Annotated in this window: 14 protein-coding genes; 6 read left to right on the top strand and 8 right to left on the bottom strand. The window is 45.7% G+C overall.

What is annotated here, in order from left to right; all coding sequences use genetic code 11:
- The first annotated feature begins 42 nt into the window (after positions 1-42).
- Positions 43-546 (top strand): thiol peroxidase, encoded by a 504-nt coding sequence (gene tpx / locus ACYQ0C_RS08790; protein WP_016276417.1) that lies wholly within the window; start codon positions 43-45, stop codon positions 544-546.
- Positions 547-742: 196 nt separating this feature from the next.
- On the opposite strand, the gene ACYQ0C_RS08785 is transcribed toward tpx, so the two are convergent.
- From ACYQ0C_RS08785 to ACYQ0C_RS08775, 3 genes are all read right to left on the bottom strand, one after another.
- The gene (locus ACYQ0C_RS08785; RefSeq protein WP_016276416.1) at positions 743-1,813 is read right to left on the bottom strand and encodes a GDP-L-fucose synthase family protein; all 1,071 of its coding nucleotides are present in this window, start codon (positions 1,811-1,813) and stop codon (positions 743-745) included.
- Positions 1,813-2,895, bottom strand: coding sequence for a GDP-mannose 4,6-dehydratase (gene gmd / locus ACYQ0C_RS08780; RefSeq protein WP_016276415.1), 1,083 nt, complete (start codon positions 2,893-2,895; stop codon positions 1,813-1,815). The genes ACYQ0C_RS08785 and gmd overlap by 1 nt, the downstream gene beginning before the upstream one ends.
- Before the next feature lie 102 nt (positions 2,896-2,997).
- Positions 2,998-4,062 (bottom strand): mannose-1-phosphate guanylyltransferase, encoded by a 1,065-nt coding sequence (locus ACYQ0C_RS08775; protein WP_016276414.1) that lies wholly within the window; start codon positions 4,060-4,062, stop codon positions 2,998-3,000.
- A gap of 113 nt (positions 4,063-4,175) precedes the next feature.
- Here ACYQ0C_RS08775 and ACYQ0C_RS08770 point away from each other — a divergent pair, with 113 nt between their 5' ends.
- Genes ACYQ0C_RS08770 through rfbC form a run of 3 tightly spaced genes read left to right on the top strand, consistent with a single transcriptional unit; the run spans position 4,176 to position 7,076 of the window.
- Positions 4,176-5,579, top strand: a complete 1,404-nt coding sequence (locus ACYQ0C_RS08770; protein WP_025019457.1) for an undecaprenyl-phosphate glucose phosphotransferase — start codon at positions 4,176-4,178, stop codon at positions 5,577-5,579.
- A 34-nt stretch (positions 5,580-5,613) separates the two neighbouring features.
- Positions 5,614-6,501, top strand: coding sequence for a glucose-1-phosphate thymidylyltransferase RfbA (gene rfbA / locus ACYQ0C_RS08765; RefSeq protein ID WP_016276412.1), 888 nt, complete (start codon positions 5,614-5,616; stop codon positions 6,499-6,501).
- Entirely contained in the window at positions 6,501-7,076 is a 576-nt protein-coding gene (rfbC, locus tag ACYQ0C_RS08760; RefSeq protein ID WP_016276411.1) for a dTDP-4-dehydrorhamnose 3,5-epimerase, read from the top strand. Before rfbA ends, rfbC begins: the two co-directional genes overlap by 1 nt.
- A gap of 175 nt (positions 7,077-7,251) precedes the next feature.
- On the opposite strand, the gene ACYQ0C_RS08755 is transcribed toward rfbC, so the two are convergent.
- The 5 genes from ACYQ0C_RS08755 to ACYQ0C_RS08735 form a co-directional block, all read right to left on the bottom strand.
- Complete coding sequence (locus ACYQ0C_RS08755; RefSeq protein ID WP_016276410.1) at positions 7,252-8,391, bottom strand: Wzz/FepE/Etk N-terminal domain-containing protein; 1,140 nt, start codon at positions 8,389-8,391, stop codon at positions 7,252-7,254.
- A gap of 7 nt (positions 8,392-8,398) precedes the next feature.
- Positions 8,399-10,870 carry an SLBB domain-containing protein gene (locus tag ACYQ0C_RS08750; protein ID WP_016276409.1) on the bottom strand — a complete coding sequence of 824 codons (2,472 nt, stop codon included), beginning with the start codon at positions 10,868-10,870 and terminating at the stop codon, positions 8,399-8,401.
- A 242-nt stretch (positions 10,871-11,112) separates the two neighbouring features.
- Positions 11,113-12,429 carry a xylose isomerase gene (gene xylA, locus ACYQ0C_RS08745; RefSeq protein WP_016276408.1) on the bottom strand — a complete coding sequence of 439 codons (1,317 nt, stop codon included), beginning with the start codon at positions 12,427-12,429 and terminating at the stop codon, positions 11,113-11,115.
- A 93-nt stretch (positions 12,430-12,522) separates the two neighbouring features.
- Positions 12,523-14,016, bottom strand: a complete 1,494-nt coding sequence (locus ACYQ0C_RS08740) for a xylulokinase (protein ID WP_016276407.1) — start codon at positions 14,014-14,016, stop codon at positions 12,523-12,525.
- Positions 14,017-14,201: 185 nt separating this feature from the next.
- Positions 14,202-14,936: an NUDIX hydrolase gene (locus ACYQ0C_RS08735; RefSeq protein ID WP_025019453.1), complete on the bottom strand. Its 735-nt coding sequence runs from the start codon at positions 14,934-14,936 to the stop codon at positions 14,202-14,204.
- Positions 14,937-15,291: 355 nt separating this feature from the next.
- On the opposite strand from ACYQ0C_RS08735, the gene ACYQ0C_RS08730 reads away from it, so the two are divergent.
- Both ACYQ0C_RS08730 and ACYQ0C_RS08725 read left to right on the top strand, forming a co-directional pair.
- Positions 15,292-15,657 carry a response regulator transcription factor gene (locus ACYQ0C_RS08730; RefSeq protein WP_016276405.1) on the top strand — a complete coding sequence of 122 codons (366 nt, stop codon included), beginning with the start codon at positions 15,292-15,294 and terminating at the stop codon, positions 15,655-15,657.
- Between the two features lie 6 nt (positions 15,658-15,663).
- Positions 15,664-16,839, top strand: coding sequence for a sugar transferase (locus tag ACYQ0C_RS08725; RefSeq protein WP_016276404.1), 1,176 nt, complete (start codon positions 15,664-15,666; stop codon positions 16,837-16,839).
- Positions 16,840-16,848 lie beyond the last annotated feature (9 nt).

Here is a 16,848-nt window from a genome sequence, read left to right as displayed (position 1 = left end):
ATTTGTTATCATTACAGTATCGAACTAAATAACAATAAAATTATGGCAAAAACAGCATTTAAAGGGACACCGGTAACATTGGCCGGAGAATTTGTGAAAGCAGGAACTCCAGCTCCGGAATTTACATTGGTAAAAGGGGACTTGGGCAATTATACATTAAAAGACGGAAAAGGCAAGTATTTGATTCTGAACATCTTCCCAAGCTTGGATACCGGTGTATGCGCCACTTCTGTACGTAAGTTCAATCAGTTGGCGGCAAACCAGCCCGGCACGGTGGTATTGGCTATCTCTAAAGACCTGCCATTCGCCCAAGGGCGCTTCTGCACTACAGAAGGTATCACGAACGTTATTCCTTTGTCTGATTATCGCTATACTTCCGATTTCGCTGAAAAATATGGTGTTCTGATGACCGATGGTCCTTTGGCCGGATTATTGGCACGCTCGGTAGTAGTGGTTGATCCGGAAGGAAAAGTGATTTATACCGAACTGGTTCCGGAAATAACCCAGGAACCGAATTATGAAGCTGCACTGAAAGCGGTAAAATAAAAAGTTCCCGAAGAAATAAAGAAAATGGCAGAAGGTTTTGGCAATCTGCCTGTGTAGATCTTAGCAGTTTCCGGCATAACTTCTTGCAGTTATGCCGGAAACTTTTATAGGTTATGCCTTGAAAGATCTATCATGTTGCATGGGAAAGATTTATAATCTTACACCCGGAAGATCTATAATCTTGCATCCTCATCCTTTAAGACAAGTACCATTGGTACATTCTGTGCACCCCTTCCTCTATATCAATCTTATGATGCCAGCCCAGCCGGTGCAATTTGCTTACATCCGTCAGCTTACGCATAGTACCGTCCGGTTTCGTAGCGTCAAAAGTCAGTTTACCTTGATAGCCCACTTCCTTGACAATCTTGTCCGCCAGTTGGGCAATGGTCACTTCTTTTCCCGTACCGATGTTGATGTGACAGTTGCGGATATCCTTGGAGCCGGCAGCGTATGTATCCTTAAAGTCCACATGCTCCATGATATAGACACTGGCATCCGCCATCTCCTCACTCCATAAAAACTCACGCAAGGGCTTGCCTGTCCCCCACAAAGTCACTTCCTGGCCGGTAATACCATATTTTTTCAGTATGGAAAGAATCTCCTCATCCGTATGCGAACCATCTATTCCCTCTACGGGACGAAGATTCATATCTTTACGCACCGCATCCCAGTCCCCTTCGTTCAGGCATTTCCCCAAATGAATCTTACGAATCATGGCTGGTAACACATGGCTGTTCTCCAAATGGAAATTATCATTGGGACCGTAAAGGTTCGTAGGCATCACGGCTATGTAATTGGTTCCATATTGCAGGTTAAAGCTTTCGCACATCTTCAATCCGGCAATCTTCGCAATAGCGTATGGTTCGTTGGTATATTCCAGGGGAGAAGTCAGCAGCACATCCTCCTTCATGGGTTGTCTGGCATCACGAGGATAAATGCAAGTGCTTCCCAAAAACAGGAGTTTCTTTACATTATGGCGGAAACTCTCTCCTATCACATTCTGCTGAATCTGCAGATTCTGATAAATAAAATCGGCACGGTAAAGACTGTTCGCCATGATGCCGCCCACATGCGCCGCCGCCAGAATGACATATTGGGGCTGCTCTTCATCAAAGAACTTCCTCACAGCCTGCCCGTCCAGCAAATCCAGTTCTTTGTGTGAACGGCCCACCAGGTTGGTATATCCTTTTTGCAGCAAATTATTCCATATAGCAGACCCCACCAGTCCGTGGTGACCTGCTACATATATCTTGGCTGTTTTTTCCATTACTCCGCTATTTGAGCCTTTAAATACAGTTTCTTCACGAACTTCATATCATGCTTCACCATGATTTTCACCAGTTCGGGGAAAGAAGTCTTACGGGGATTCCAACCCAGCAATGTTTTGGCTTTCGTAGGATCACCCAACAACTGCTCCACTTCGGCGGGACGGAAATACTTAGGATCAACGGCAACCAGTTCCCTGCCTGTCGCCACATCGACACCTCTTTCGTCCACCCCTTTGCCTTCCCAGCGCAATTCAATGCCCACTTCCTTGAAAGCCAAGGTACAGAACTCGCGCACCGTATGGTACTCGCCGGTCGCAATAACAAAATCCTCGGGAGTATCATGCTGAAGAATCATCCACATACACTCCACATAATCCTTGGCATAGCCCCAGTCGCGCAAGGAATCCAGATTTCCCAGATATAGCTTGTCCTGATATCCCTGGGCTATACGTGCGGCGGCCAGCGTAATCTTGCGTGTCACAAAGTTCTCACCGCGGCGCTCGCTCTCATGGTTGAACAGGATGCCGTTCACGGCGAACATACCGTAACTTTCACGATAGTTCTTGGTAATCCAGAAGCCATACTGCTTGGCCACCCCATACGGAGAACGGGGATAGAAGGGAGTCGTTTCCTTTTGAGGCACTTCCTGTACCAGTCCGAACAATTCGGAAGTCGATGCCTGATAAATCTTGGTCTTCTTTTCCAGCCCCAGGATACGGACCGCTTCCAACATACGCAGTGTACCTACCGCATCCGCTTCCGCAGTGTACTCGGGCACATCGAAACTCACTTTCACATGGCTCTGTGCAGCCAGATTATAGATTTCATCGGGCTGTACAGCCTGAATGATACGTATCAGCGAACTACTGTCGGTCATATCCCCCCAATGCAGATTCACCAGACGGGTCTTTTGCATATCACGAACCCACTCGTCCAGATAAAGATGTTCGATACGGCCGGTATTGAATGAAGAAGAACGGCGCAAAATACCGTGAACCTCATATCCCTTTTCAATCAAAAACTCTGCCAGGAATGAACCGTCCTGACCTGTAATACCTGAAATTAAAGCAACTTTTTTCATTTCATTTATTATAAATGGCCCTATGTAAGCCCTCTAAGTTATTTCATATCACATATCCGTCTCCCGCTATCCGCCTTCCGGTATGACAAAGGACGAAAAAAATCACTCCGCCGAGAATTCTTTGATACGCTGCTCCTCGCTCAACCGGCAGATCAGCAATGTGTCATTCTTCTCGGCAACGATATATCCGTCCAGTCCCTGCACCACCACTCTCTTTTCCTGCGTAGTGTGAATCACACAGTTACGGGTTTCATACAACTTTATATTCTCACCTATCTGCGTATTATTATGGGCATCCTTCGGCAAATTCTCGTGCAACGATCCCCAAGTCCCCAGATCACTCCATCCAAAGCTGGCAGGAAGGACAAAAATCTCATCCGCCTTTTCCATAATGGCATAATCCACCGAAATGTTCTCGCACAACGGAAAATTCTGGTTAATCAGCTCCTGCTCCTTGTCCGTATAATAATAAGGAAGCAAGCGCTCGAACACTTTCGAAATGGCAGGCTGGTATACGCGCAGAGCGTTCACCACCGTATTTACATTCCATACAAAGATACCGGCATTCCAGAAGAAATTATTTTTTTGAATATAGCGCCGGGCTGTTTCCAGATCAGGTTTCTCTTTAAAAGAATACACCCGGAATACTTCCTTATTGGCGGTAGAAGGCACACTCAGGTCAGCTTCAATGTAACCGTAACCCGTTTCAGGACGGGTGGGCTTCATGCCCAGTGTAAGGATTGCATCCGAATCGGCCGTAAATTTCATCGCCGAATTGATCACCCGCTGGAACTCCGCAATATTCATCACAATGTGGTCACTGGGAGTCACCACCATATTGGCTTTAGGATTACGCGCCTTTATTTTCCAGCTGACGTATGCTATGCAAGGAGCCGTGTTGCGACGGCAAGGCTCACGCAAGATATGATCATCAGCAATATCGGGCAACTGCTCCTTCACAGTGTCCGCATATTTCTCTGATGTCACCACCCAAATATTTTCCGGGGGGCAGATGCCCTGGAAACGGTCGGCCGTAAGCTGGATCAATGTACGGCCGCAACCCAGTACATCAATAAATTGCTTTGGATAATCAGGAGTGCTCATCGGCCAGAAACGGCTTCCAACCCCTCCGGCCATTATAACAAGGTGATTATTCTTGATATTCATATAATTCATTTTTTACGTTGTATGACCGCAAAGATAAGTATTATTTTTTAAAAAAAGTATTGCGTTTTGATTTATATGTCCTATATTTGCATACGACTAACATTTTTTTTGTCATGAAACAACCGACAACTGAAAACTCTGATATAATTAAACTAGTAGCAATATTAGGTGATTTTGCCTTATTGAACCTTTCTATGATACTTGTGTTTTTTATTCTGAATGGAATAGATTCACAGGCCATCGCTCATATTTCATTGAAAACCTACCTGTTGACGTCCAATTTGTGCTACATTCCATGCATCTCCATCTTTGGAGTCATACTGCACAACCGCATCGTGCGTCCGGAACAGATTGTAGGCCGCCTGTTGGGAACGATCAGCCTGCATGTGGTCATCTTTCTCACGGTGCTGGCCATTATAAAAGTAGATAACTTCTCACGCATCTATCTGCTTTCGTTCTACCTGTCTTTCATCCCATTGACCATAGGATGGAGACTGACACTGCGTTTCATTGTAAAAATGTACCGCCGCAACGGCAGAAACCTGCACACCACCGTGCTGATAGGCGATGGAGACAACATGGTAGAGCTATACCATACGTTGAACGACTTGACATACGGATACAGGGTCCTAGGCATTTTTTATGATGAGGAGAACTCTAACTATCCCGATGGGATACCCTTTAAAGGCCCTGTAAGCCAAGTGTTTGAATGGTTATCACAGAACACGGTGCACGAGTTGTACTGCGGCTTGCCATCCAGCAGAAAGGATGATATTCTGGCCATCATGAACTATTGTGAGAACAATCTGATCCGCTTCTATAGCGTACCTCACGTACGTAATTACATAAAGCGTCAGCTGCAACTGGAATTATTGGGTGAAGTTCCTGTATTATCCATCCGTACCGAACCGTTGCAGAACCCGGTAAACAGACTGGCAAAACGGTTATTTGATTTGACATTTTCCTCTCTGTTTTTACTTACAATTTTTCCATTTATGTACTTGATTGTAGGTCTTATTATTAAAATAACCTCACCTGGTCCCATTTTCTTCAAACAGGAGAGAAACGGGGAAAACGGGAAAATATTTAAATGCTATAAGTTCCGTTCCATGAAAGTGAATGCATTGTCCGATTCGTTGCAGGCTACCAAGAATGATCCCCGCAAGACCCGGTTCGGCAACTTCCTGCGTAAAAGCAATCTGGACGAACTGCCGCAATTCATTAATGTATTCAAAGGAGAAATGTCCATTGTAGGCCCCAGACCCCACATGCTGAAGCATACAGAGGAATATTCCCAACTGATAAACAAATACATGATGCGCCACCTTGTCAAACCCGGAATCACCGGATGGGCGCAAGTCACCGGCTATCGCGGAGAGACCAAAGAACTCTCCCAAATGGAAGGCAGGGTGAGAAGAGACCTGTGGTATATTGAGAACTGGACTTTCCTGCTCGACATCCGCATCATGATAAAAACAGTAACCAATATGTTCCGTGGCGAGAAAAACGCTTATTAATCCAATCGCAGGGACATCTAAAAAAGAAAAAGATATGAAAGGTATTGTATTAGCCGGAGGCTCGGGCACGCGCCTCTACCCTATTACCAAAGGAGTATCCAAACAGCTGCTGCCTGTCTTCGACAAACCCATGATTTATTATCCTATATCGGTACTTATGCTGGCCGGCATACGGGAAATACTCATTATCTCAACCCCATACGACTTACCGAGTTTCAAAAGACTGTTAGGAGACGGAAGCGATTTCGGAGTACGCTTTGAATACGCGGAACAGCCTTCGCCCGACGGACTGGCACAAGCTTTCATCATCGGCGAGAAATTCATCGGAAATGATTCCGTCTGCCTTGTACTGGGCGATAACATATTCCACGGCAACGGCCTGTCCGCCATGCTGAAAGAATCCGTACGCGCTGCCGAAGAAGACAAGAAAGCAACGGTATTCGGCTATTGGGTCAGTGATCCCGAAAGATATGGTGTGGCGGAATTCGACAAGGATGGCAACTGCCTCTCTATTGAAGAAAAGCCCGCACAACCTAAGTCCAACTATGCCGTGGTGGGACTCTATTTCTACCCTAACAAGGTAGTGGAAGTAGCCAAGAATATCAAGCCTTCGGCACGGGGGGAACTGGAAATCACCACCGTGAACCAGCAATTCCTTCAGGACAAGGAACTGAAAGTACAAACATTGGGCAGAGGCTTTGCATGGCTGGATACCGGTACTCACGACTCGCTGGCCGAAGCAAGTACCTACATCGAAGTCATTGAAAAGCGCCAGGGGCTGAAAGTGGCGTGCCTTGAGGGCATAGCCCTGAGAAAAGGCTGGATTACCCCGGAAAAGATGCGTGAACTGGCACAGCCGATGCTTAAAAATCAATACGGACAATATTTACTGAAAGTTATAAAAGAACTGGGATTAGAATAATGGAAGTTATAAAAACAGCAATAGACGGGGTTTTCATTTTGGAACCCCGTATTTTTAATGATGCAAGAGGGTATTTCTTTGAAAGCTTCTCGGGACGTGAATTTGAAGAAAAAGTATGCAGGACTACATTTGTACAGGATAATGAGAGTTTCTCTACTTACGGTGTATTACGCGGCCTGCATTTCCAGAAACCTCCTTTCACTCAAAGCAAACTGGTGCGTGTAATCAAGGGAGCGGTACTGGATGTGGCTGTAGATATCCGGAAAGGTTCTCCTACTTTCGGAAAGCATGTGGCCGTAGAATTGACCGGAGAGAATCACCGGCAGTTTTTTATCCCCCGCGGATTCGCCCACGGCTTTGCGGTATTAAGCGATGAGGTGTTGTTCCAATACAAATGTGATCATTATTACGCTCCGCAAAGCGAAGGTGGAATCGCATGGGACGACCCCGATCTAGGCATAGACTGGCGACTTCCGGCCGACAAGGTTATCTTGTCCGACAAGGACAAGATACATCCGAGACTGAAAGACTATCAAACGGATTTCGACTTTAATCAAAGTTTATATTCATATTAAAGGCAATTTTGATTCTGCGTTTGCTTGGTTTTCGTCAGTGAAATTAAAGAAGCCGAAAACTGCACACCGGACTATCGTAAGATTCAAGACAACATGTCCGAAGATTGAATCTATAAAAACAGGGTGCACCTCCTATGAGAAATGCACCCTGTTTTTATAGGTCAATATCTTTATATCACTTCTTCTCCATCTCCTTCTGAGGAGCATTAAGCCCCTCCTTCAGATTTTCAAAGAATTCACGTCCGAACAAGATCCATGCAGAAGCACCCGCCACTGCCAGGAAAATAAATCCGACAAGAATCACCTTCTTGCTGGTGCCCGAAGGCAGCAACGGCACACTGGCAGGTTCCACAACGGCAAATACCGGTTTGGCCTCCTGTACTTTAGCCCGTGCCACCTGCAATTGGGTAGCCACCTGGCTATACACCTGATATGCCAGATTCATATCATTCTGCAAGCGTTCCCTCTCCGTCAAAGCGCTTTGAAGGACAACCCCCTTGTTGGCATCCATATAATTGGCATAATTCTGCTGGGCTGCATAATACTCCTGCTGGCGCTCCTTGTACAATTGTTCCAGATATGCACAATCCTGCTGGGCTTTAGATACCCTGTAGGCTGTGATATACTCTTGAAGCTTCACCACTACCGTGTCTGTAATGGCGGCCGTAACCATCGGGTCCTGCAAAGTCACCGTCACTGTTGTGATACCGGTTTTCTTGTCCACATCGGCAGTAATCGCCTTACGCATGGCCTCCACTTTTTTCGCCTGGTCTTCTGTCAGATGGAAAGGGTCCAGCTTATTCCCGTCTTCCTCTTCCTTTTCGGAGAAAAGAGATTTCACTCCACCTATAGCTGCCCCGGGCAATCCCATGACAGCCCCCCACCACGGAGCTTTCTGTTCGTCGAGATAAGCTACAAAAGTAGTGTCTACCTCACCATCCAATGTGGTGACATGTGCATTGAACAGTTCCAGGATAAAAGGAGTAGATGCTACGATATCCGGAAAAAGAGACACGTTCAAAGCATCCGCCTCACTGCCCAGATTCATGCCGCCAATGCCCAGCATGGCAGCCATTCCCGACAAACTCCCCCCTCCGCTTTTGCCGGATTCGGGAGACAATGTCACTTCTACTGTATATTGCTTGGGAATACTCAGAGCGATAATCACCCCTACAACGGCACCTATTCCGGCAGCCTTCAGCAACACCTTGCGGGCAGCCCATAACTTACGGACATACTCCATCAAATCAATTTCCAACTCCTCGTCTTCCCGTGGTCTTTCCGCGTTATTCGTATAGTTCTTATCTTCCGCCATAGTGTTTCTATTTTAAAATATTAGCAATAGATGCAATCATAGTCGCCAATGACGCACTGGTGGTTGCTATGGACAAGGTGTTCTGCAAAGACCAGTTGCTCTTTTCCTTCACCGGAACAATCACCTCGCACCCCGGCTGGATCAGCTCACGGCTGCCCTTCTTGGCCCTCTTCACCTGACCGTTCATATATACGATATACGCTTTGCTCTTCTTCGCACGGAAACCGTAACCTCCGGCCTGCTCGATATAATATTTCAGCGTCTTGCCATCCTCAAATGAAACGGTGTTGGGATACATCACAGCCCCACTGATACGTACCGTGTTGTTGTATTCGGGAATTTCAATCACATCCCCCTCACGCAATACGATATCCGCACTGGAGCCGGGTTTAAGCATCGCTCTTTCCAAATCGATACCCACATAATAAATATCTCCCAAATCCAGCCGGTTGACATCAATAGAGTCCTTTCCAGTCTTGGCCATATCCAGAACCGTTTCCATACGTTTGCGTTCATCATCATTGATGCGACGGCTTAAACGGGCCCCCTTGATATAAGCAAACGGAGTCACTCCACCTGCCTTCTTGATCAAATCGGAAAGACGTTCGCTCTTCTCTGTCAGCGCATAATCGCCTTCATATAAAATTTCACCGGACACCCTCACGTTCACTTGTTCCTGATAAGCAGGACTCTTACGTACATACACCTGATCGTATGGTTGCAGCACAAAGCCCGGTTCTCCGTCTATCACAAAACCGTCTTTCAGAGAGAATGAGTACATTTGTCCTATGGTGGAAACCGCTTCCGTGCCTTTGCTATCCTTGATGCGACGGGAAACATCCACACGGACGGTAGAAGCTGATTCCTTTAACCCGCCAGCCTGGATTATAATATCCTCCAAAGTCGTATTGTCGGCAAAAGTGAACTCACCCGGACGGGCAACCTCACCATACACCATGATGCTTCCCACATCCTCCAAGTCATGAATACTGGGGATATAGAGCACATCATTACGCTGCAAAGGCACATCGGGCGCAGTGCCGTTCATAATACCTTTTATATCTATCTGAATCACTTCTTTCTTCAAGTCCTCGCGTTCGCGATGCAATACCGCACGCCCTGTGAAAGCGTCACCCATAAGGCCTTCCGCCTTTTCCACCAATTGGCGGACTGTGTTCAAGGCCCCTCCGAACTGGTACACACCCGGACGATAGACAGCCCCCTTGATTTCAAGCTTGTTCTCAAAACGGTCCAGAATGGCCTCAGCAGTCAGCACATCCCCATCTTTTACTTGAAATACGGAATAATCAATATCATCAATCGTATAGATCTGATACTCCTTTCCGTTCTGACGAACCATGCGGAGAGAACGGGTATAGGCATCCCCCGAGAATCCACCGGCATACTTCAACAGTGTGGCGACACTTTCGTTGTTTTTCATCTCGTATTTCATGGGGCGTTTCACATTCCCTTCTATGCCGACCAACGCCTCGTATGGAGGAACAATGATCACATCGCCTTCCTGCAGGCGGATGTCGTCATTGATTTTACCTTTCATAATAAAATCGTACACATCTACGGTAGCGATCTTCTGTCCTCCGCGCACCACTTGTATATTACGCAAACTACCGATATCGCTCACGCCACCGGCACGATAGAGCGCATGAAACACGGTGGAGAAAGAAGACAAAGCGTATGTTCCCGGCTGGAACACTTCCCCCATCACATTTACCTGGATAGTCCGGCTGTTTCCCAAAGTAACCTTGATTTGTGAGGACGGGTTCTGTTCATTATCAAGCCCTGCATAAATCTTATTCAGTTCTTTGCGCAAATATTGATTGGCTTCGGCAATAGTCATGCCGTTCAGATAAATTAATCCCAAATCGGGGATCGTGATAGATCCGTCCGGAGAGATATTATCCCGGATGGTAGCCTGGTTTGTACCCCATATATCAATGATTACCTCATCGCCCGGGCCCAGACGATAATTTGGAGGGGTAGCCAGATTCACACTCGGCTCGAATGTCAGGTTTCTGGTTTCAAAAATGTCCCGTCCATATACCTTATCTTTCTGCATGTATCCCTTTCCGCGGGAATATGGATTGACAGAAGTACTATCCAGCGGACTTCTGTCAGCTATCACCTCGGCAGGCTGACGTTGGTCAAAACTAAAATTCTCATTTACATAAATATCTTCCGGTGACTTCTCACGCATACGATTCCGGTTTGGCATCGCTGCATTCCCCTCTCTCTCAGCAGACCCATTTTGCTGTTCATAAAGCTTCTTCACACGCTTAGCCTGTTCTTGTGTCACTCCCCTACGGGCTAACTCTGTAGCAATCTGACGTTGGTCTTTCCCCTGTTGCATGCCCGTCTTCACATATTCCAACACCTGTTGGTCACTCATGGACTGCTGTGCAAGCACAGAACCCGAGAGGGCAAAAACTAAGACCAGTACGGATAATAGTCTTTTTATCATATAAATTCAATAAACTTAGTAATTTAGCAGCCGCAAAGGTAGATATTATTTTCGATATAGGCGAGTTTTATTTCATAAAATATCCCTCTAATAAATGTAAAAACGGCTGCCACCTGCCGGTGTACAGCCGTTTGTCCTTTGATAATCCGTGGACAGGATTCATTCAGAAGTCATTACCTTCCCCTTTTTCTTTAGTAAAAGATTCAAGGGAATAAAACTTGCACAATGCCAGTTCGGACGGATCAGCAATACATATTTACAATAGCTTCGTACAGTTCCTGCTTGCCGCTTACCTGCTTGGGCTCACCATTTTGCTTAGCATAAGCCACTACTTCTTCCAATGTCAGCTTGCCTTCTTCAAATTCCTTGCCTTTGCCACTGTCGAATGAAGCATAGCGGTCTGACAACATCTTGCAGTATGGAGATTCATTAAGCAGAGCAGCAGCACTTTCCAATGCACGCGCCATAGCGTCCATACCTGCAATATGGGCGATAAAAATATCTTCCAGATCAGTAGAGTTACGACGTGTCTTGGCATCAAAGTTGGTACCGCCATTGCCCAAACCGCCGTTGCGGATAATCTGCATCATGGCCTGGGTCAGTTCGTAATTGTCGATAGGGAACTGGTCTGTATCCCATCCGTTCTGATAATCGCCACGATTGGCGTCAATAGATCCCAACATACCGTTATCTACCGCAACGGCCAGTTCATGTTCAAATGTATGACCAGCCAAAGTAGCATGATTCACCTCAATGTTCACTTTGAAATCCTTGTCCAGGCCGTGGGCTTTCAAGAACCCTACCACTGTTTCGGTATCCACATCATATTGATGCTTAGTCGGCTCCATCGGTTTGGGTTCAATCAGGAAAGTGCCTGTAAATCCTTTGCTCCGGGCATAATCGCGGGCAATGGTCAACATCTGAGCCAAGTGTTCTTTCTCACGCTTCTGATCCGTATTCAACAAAGACATATACCCTTCACGTCCGCCCCAGAACACGTAATTGGAACCACCCAGTTCGATGGTAGCGTCAATAGCGTTCTTTATCTGGACCGCTGCACGGGCAACCACATCAAATTCGGGATTTGTAGCAGCACCGTTCATATAGCGCGCATGACCGAAAACATTTGCCGTACCCCATAACAATTTGATTCCGGTTTCAGCCTGTTTCTGTTTGGCATAAGCAACTATCTCTTTCAGATTCGCTTCATATTCCTCTATTGTATCGGCTTCCTCGCACAAGTCCACATCATGGAAACAATAATATTCGATTCCCATCTTCTGCATGAATTCAAAACCGGCATCCATCTTATTCTTGGCAGCCTGCACCTTATCGGCATCACCGTTCCAAGGGAATTTCTTTGTTCCGCCACCAAACTGGTCACCGCCTTCGGCGCACAAGGTATGCCACCATGCCATAGCAAACTTCAACCAGTCTTTCATCTTCTTTCCGTTAATTACTTTTTCAGCATCATAGTAACGGAACGCCATCGGGTTCTTACTTTCCTTACCTTCAAATTTAATTTTTCCTATACCGGGAAAATACTCTTTTGTAGCCATAATTTTTTACTTGTTTTAATAACTTGTTCTAATTTATCTAATATCTATTTTATTCTACACGCAAGCGATAACCTTTCCTCTATCCGGAGCCCCTTAAAAGGCGGCCATCGCCTTCTCCAGGTTGGACTTCCAGCGGGCATACGCATCATCATAAGCAGTGCGCTGTGCCACATCAGGCTCTATCACTTCCAGTTTTTCCAATGTGGCAAACGCCTCATTGTTATCTTTATAAACACCCGCACCTATGCCGGCACCCTTGGCGGCGCCCACCGATCCGTCCGTGTCATACAGTTCGATCACAGCTCCTGTCACCCCCGCCAATGTCTCGCGGAAGATAGGACTGAGGAACATATTGGCATGTCCGGCATGAATCTTCTGCACAGGAATACCCATCCGCTCCATGATATCAATGCCATATTTAAACGAGAACACGATTCCTTCCTGTGCGGCACGAACAATATGCTGCTTTCCATGCAGGTTAAAATTAACTCCACAGATAGAGCACCCCGTCTCTTTGTTTTCCAGCATACGCTCCGCTCCGTTACCAAAAGGAAGGATGCTTACTCCGGCACTGCCGATAGGGGCCTGTGCCGCCAGCCTGTTCATATCACTGTAAGAAATACCTTCGGGGGCCACATTACGTTTCACCCACGAATTCAAGATGCCGGTGCCATTGATACACAGCAGTACTCCCAGACGGGTCTGCTCTGCGGTATGATTTACATGAGCGAATGTATTCACCCGTGATTTCGGATCATAATTCACCTCACCGTTCACACCATATACCACCCCCGACGTTCCTGCCGTAGAAGCGATCTCTCCCGGATTGAACACATTGAGCGACAAAGCATTATTAGGCTGATCTCCGGCACGATAGGTTACAGGAATTCCTTCTTTCAGGCCTAATTCTTTGGCAGCCCATGCATTTACACGTCCCTGCTCGCCAAAAGTCGGTTTGATATCAGCTATCAGCGAACGGTCGAATCCATAATAATCCATCAAGAAGCCTGCGACATCATTTGCCTGAAAATCCCAGAACATTCCTTCGGACAAACCAGACACTGTGGTACAAATATTCCCGGTCAGTTTCATAGCGATATAATCGCCGGGCAGCATTATTTTATAAATACGTTCGTACACAGCAGGCTCATTCTCTTTAATCCATGCCAGTTTGGAAGCGGTAAAATTCCCCGGAGAGTTCAGCAGATGAGATAGACACTGTGTCTCTCCCAATGCTTCAAACGCTTTCTGACCGTATGGAACCGCCCGTGAGTCACACCATATAATAGCCGGACGTAACACGTTCTGCTCCTTATCCACACAAACCAGCCCGTGCATCTGATAAGAGATACCGATTGCGGCAATTCCATCCGGACCGACCCCACTCCCGGCCATGACAGCCTGAGTTGACAATTTCAGATTTTCCCACCAATTTTGCGGATCCTGCTCAGCCCATCCGGGGCGTGCAGCCATAATAGCAGCCTCTGTTTTAGGGAAGAATGCAGAAGAAACACATTTTCCGGTCTCTGCATTTACCAAACTCGCTTTTACGGACGAACTGCCGATATCATAACCTAATAGGTACATTTGAATTGAAAATTAAGAATTAAAAAATAATAGTCTCTGTCCCGATGCCTATATCAGCATTATCATTTCAAGGAAAGACCGGTGAAGAATCCAAAAGCATTTACAGACTCTCCCGCAACGTCCGGAATGACAAGGCGGAATAATTTTACAGCAATCACAACAAGGCTAAAGTTATCTGTCTGTTATCACTTCGTTCCCGACTTATTATAGATGGAGCGGTCGAACTTGTAGAAGCGCGCCGCCCTGTGGCACACACCCACCTGCCTTTCCTCCAAAGGAACGACGTATGGCATCAATGCTATCTTCTTATGGAAATTCCTTACGTCAAACACCTTATCATAAATCAACTGATAAACTGTCCGCAACTGGGCTGCCGTAAACTTCCGGGGAAGCAAGTCGAACATTACGGCAGGAGCGTACTCTACATAATGACGTATATGCACCAATGCATCCTGCAAAATCTGAAAATGGTCGAATGCCAGGCTTTTCACCTCAGCTACAGGCGTCCAGCATGCATCGTATTTATCAGAGAGCTGTTCGAACCGTTTATCAATCTTCACCAGTGTCAGATAAGCGATAGTCACAATGCGGTCTATCTTCTTCTCGTCCAAACGATGAAAGCGTTCCAGCCACAACACATCCTTGGGGTTACGGGTACGGTCTTTCGAACCATACGCCTTAAACTGGGTCAACTTCACATTTTTCAGTCCGGTCAGTTCGTTCAACACCCGCTTGGCCGCCTCGTCCAAGTCCTCATCATCATAGATAAGGCTACCCGGCAACTTCATATTATTATATCCGTCCTCGGACTGTTTTCCCACCTGTCTCACCAACAGGACACGGAACTGCTCTCCATCAAAACCAATCAGCACACAGTCCACAGATACATGTAAATTAATCGTCTGGTTTATTTCCGACATAACAGTATGGCTTTTATCATTTCCGGCAGCAAAGATAAACACTATTTTTTGAATTATAGAAAACAAAATATACTTTTTTATTATGTTCTAAAACATTATTTTTCAATATAATAAATATCTTCTATTATACAATATGACACCTTACACTTATCATATATACTACAATATATACTATAAGAAACCTTTTCCGTCTTCTTTTTTTCCTTTCCCCAAAGGACTTTTATTCCATTCAGTCCCTCATTTCGGACACTTGGTTAAAAAAAAGCAATCTTTACGCAGAAAAATTAATAGAACAAAGTTGTTTGTTACCAATAATTTTCTTTACTTTTGCCCATTAAAATCTAAAGACGACTCTATGAGAAAAAAAATTTTAGTGTTGGACGACAAAATAGCAATTGCGAAAGTCCTTTCAATCTATCTGGCCAGTGATTATGATTGTATTTGGTTACCGAATGGCATCGAAGGAGTAAAATGGCTTCAGGAAGGCAATATACCGGATTTAATCATATCGGATATCCGTATGCCCGAAATGCGTGGAGACGAGTTTCTGGAATGGATAAAATCCAATCAGCTATTCAAACAAATTCCAGTGGTCATGCTAAGCAGCGAAGATAGTACCACAGAGCGCATACGTCTGTTGCAAGAAGGTGCGAATGACTATATAGTCAAACCTTTCAATCCCATGGAACTAAAAGTAAGAATCAAAAAAATTATTGAGTAATTCGACATGACTTTTCTGCTTTATATAGGAAAGGACAAAGATTTTTTGCGCAAATTCAGCAAGCTCGAAAATGTCCAGATGATTTATGCTCAAAATTACCGGGATGCCATAACGATTTGTACCAGGCTGAAGGTGCGTGAGAATATTATCGTCCTCCACGAACAAGGAGAGATAAACGGAGACATTGAACAGATCGGTAGTTTTAGAAAAAAATTCTATCAAGCATACGTCGTACTCATTACAGACAGACTGACTCCCGAAGCCAGCAAAGTCTATCTGAACAGTGGAATAAACGATACTGTCAGCTGGAATATCACCACTCCCCAGTTAAGACAGAAAATAGAGATTGTCAATAAAAGGCAGGAATTGCTATACGCACGAGACAGGAAGAAAAAAGAGGTGAGGCACTTCATCCTTCCCAAATGGAAACGTTGCTTCGACATTCTTTTCTCCAGCATAGCGCTGATCCTCCTGTCACCTGTTTTTCTGGCGATTACCATAGCCATACGCCTGGAAAGCAAAGGAGCTGTCATTTACAAATCAAAACGGGTGGGGACAAACTATACCATCTTTAATTTTCTAAAATTCCGCTCCATGTATGCGGATGCTGATAAAAAGCTGAAAGACCTTGCCGGTCAGAACCAGTACCGGACGGAAGAGACTCCGGAAGTTGCCAGAGAATTCTCGATGGAAAAGCTAGGAGGGCTGATGTTTGGAGACGACGGTGTTATAGACGATGGAGGAATGCTGGTCTCCGATGATTTCATCATGACGGAGGAAGAATTCATCTCCATGCAAAATGCATCGGATGAGAGTCCTTTTATAAAAATAGAAAAAGACCCCCGTGTCACCAAGGTAGGACGTGTTTTACGAAAATACAGTCTGGATGAGCTGCCTCAGCTGATCAATATATTAAAAGGCGACATGTCCGTAGTGGGCAACCGCCCTCTCCCACTCTATGAGGCCGAACGCCTGACAAACGACGAAAGTATCGAACGCTTCATGGCTCCTGCGGGACTGACCGGTTTATGGCAGGTGGAAAAGCGGGGGGATGCCGGTAAACTATCTGCAAAAGAACGCAAAGAATTAGATTTGAAATACGGCAGGGAATTCTCATTTTTCCTGGATATGAAAATCCTGTTCAAAACGTTGACGGCTTTCGTCCAGAAAGGAGATGTTTAAATTAGTTGT

It is taken from the genome of Phocaeicola sartorii JCM 17136 = DSM 21941 (assembly GCF_054653615.1).
This window is presented reverse-complemented; position numbering and strand designations above follow the sequence as displayed.

Excerpts from the sequence above, each read along its gene's own strand:
- rfbC (WP_016276411.1), top strand. The coding sequence starts at position 6,501 with ATGGAAGTTATAAAAACAGCAATAGACGGGGTTTTCATTTTGGAACCC.
- ACYQ0C_RS08770 (WP_025019457.1), top strand. The coding sequence starts at position 4,176 with ATGAAACAACCGACAACTGAAAACTCTGATATAATTAAACTAGTAGCA.
- gmd (WP_016276415.1), bottom strand. The coding sequence starts at position 2,895 with ATGAAAAAAGTTGCTTTAATTTCAGGTATTACAGGTCAGGACGGTTCA.
- rfbA (WP_016276412.1), top strand. The coding sequence starts at position 5,614 with ATGAAAGGTATTGTATTAGCCGGAGGCTCGGGCACGCGCCTCTACCCT.
- ACYQ0C_RS08785 (WP_016276416.1), bottom strand. The coding sequence starts at position 1,813 with ATGGAAAAAACAGCCAAGATATATGTAGCAGGTCACCACGGACTGGTG.
- tpx (WP_016276417.1), top strand. The coding sequence starts at position 43 with ATGGCAAAAACAGCATTTAAAGGGACACCGGTAACATTGGCCGGAGAA.
- xylA (WP_016276408.1), bottom strand. The coding sequence starts at position 12,429 with ATGGCTACAAAAGAGTATTTTCCCGGTATAGGAAAAATTAAATTTGAA.
- ACYQ0C_RS08750 (WP_016276409.1), bottom strand. The coding sequence starts at position 10,870 with ATGATAAAAAGACTATTATCCGTACTGGTCTTAGTTTTTGCCCTCTCG.
- ACYQ0C_RS08725 (WP_016276404.1), top strand. The coding sequence starts at position 15,664 with ATGACTTTTCTGCTTTATATAGGAAAGGACAAAGATTTTTTGCGCAAA.
- ACYQ0C_RS08740 (WP_016276407.1), bottom strand. The coding sequence starts at position 14,016 with ATGTACCTATTAGGTTATGATATCGGCAGTTCGTCCGTAAAAGCGAGT.
- ACYQ0C_RS08775 (WP_016276414.1), bottom strand. The coding sequence starts at position 4,062 with ATGAATATCAAGAATAATCACCTTGTTATAATGGCCGGAGGGGTTGGA.
- ACYQ0C_RS08730 (WP_016276405.1), top strand. The coding sequence starts at position 15,292 with ATGAGAAAAAAAATTTTAGTGTTGGACGACAAAATAGCAATTGCGAAA.
- ACYQ0C_RS08735 (WP_025019453.1), bottom strand. The coding sequence starts at position 14,936 with ATGTCGGAAATAAACCAGACGATTAATTTACATGTATCTGTGGACTGT.
- ACYQ0C_RS08755 (WP_016276410.1), bottom strand. The coding sequence starts at position 8,391 with ATGGCGGAAGATAAGAACTATACGAATAACGCGGAAAGACCACGGGAA.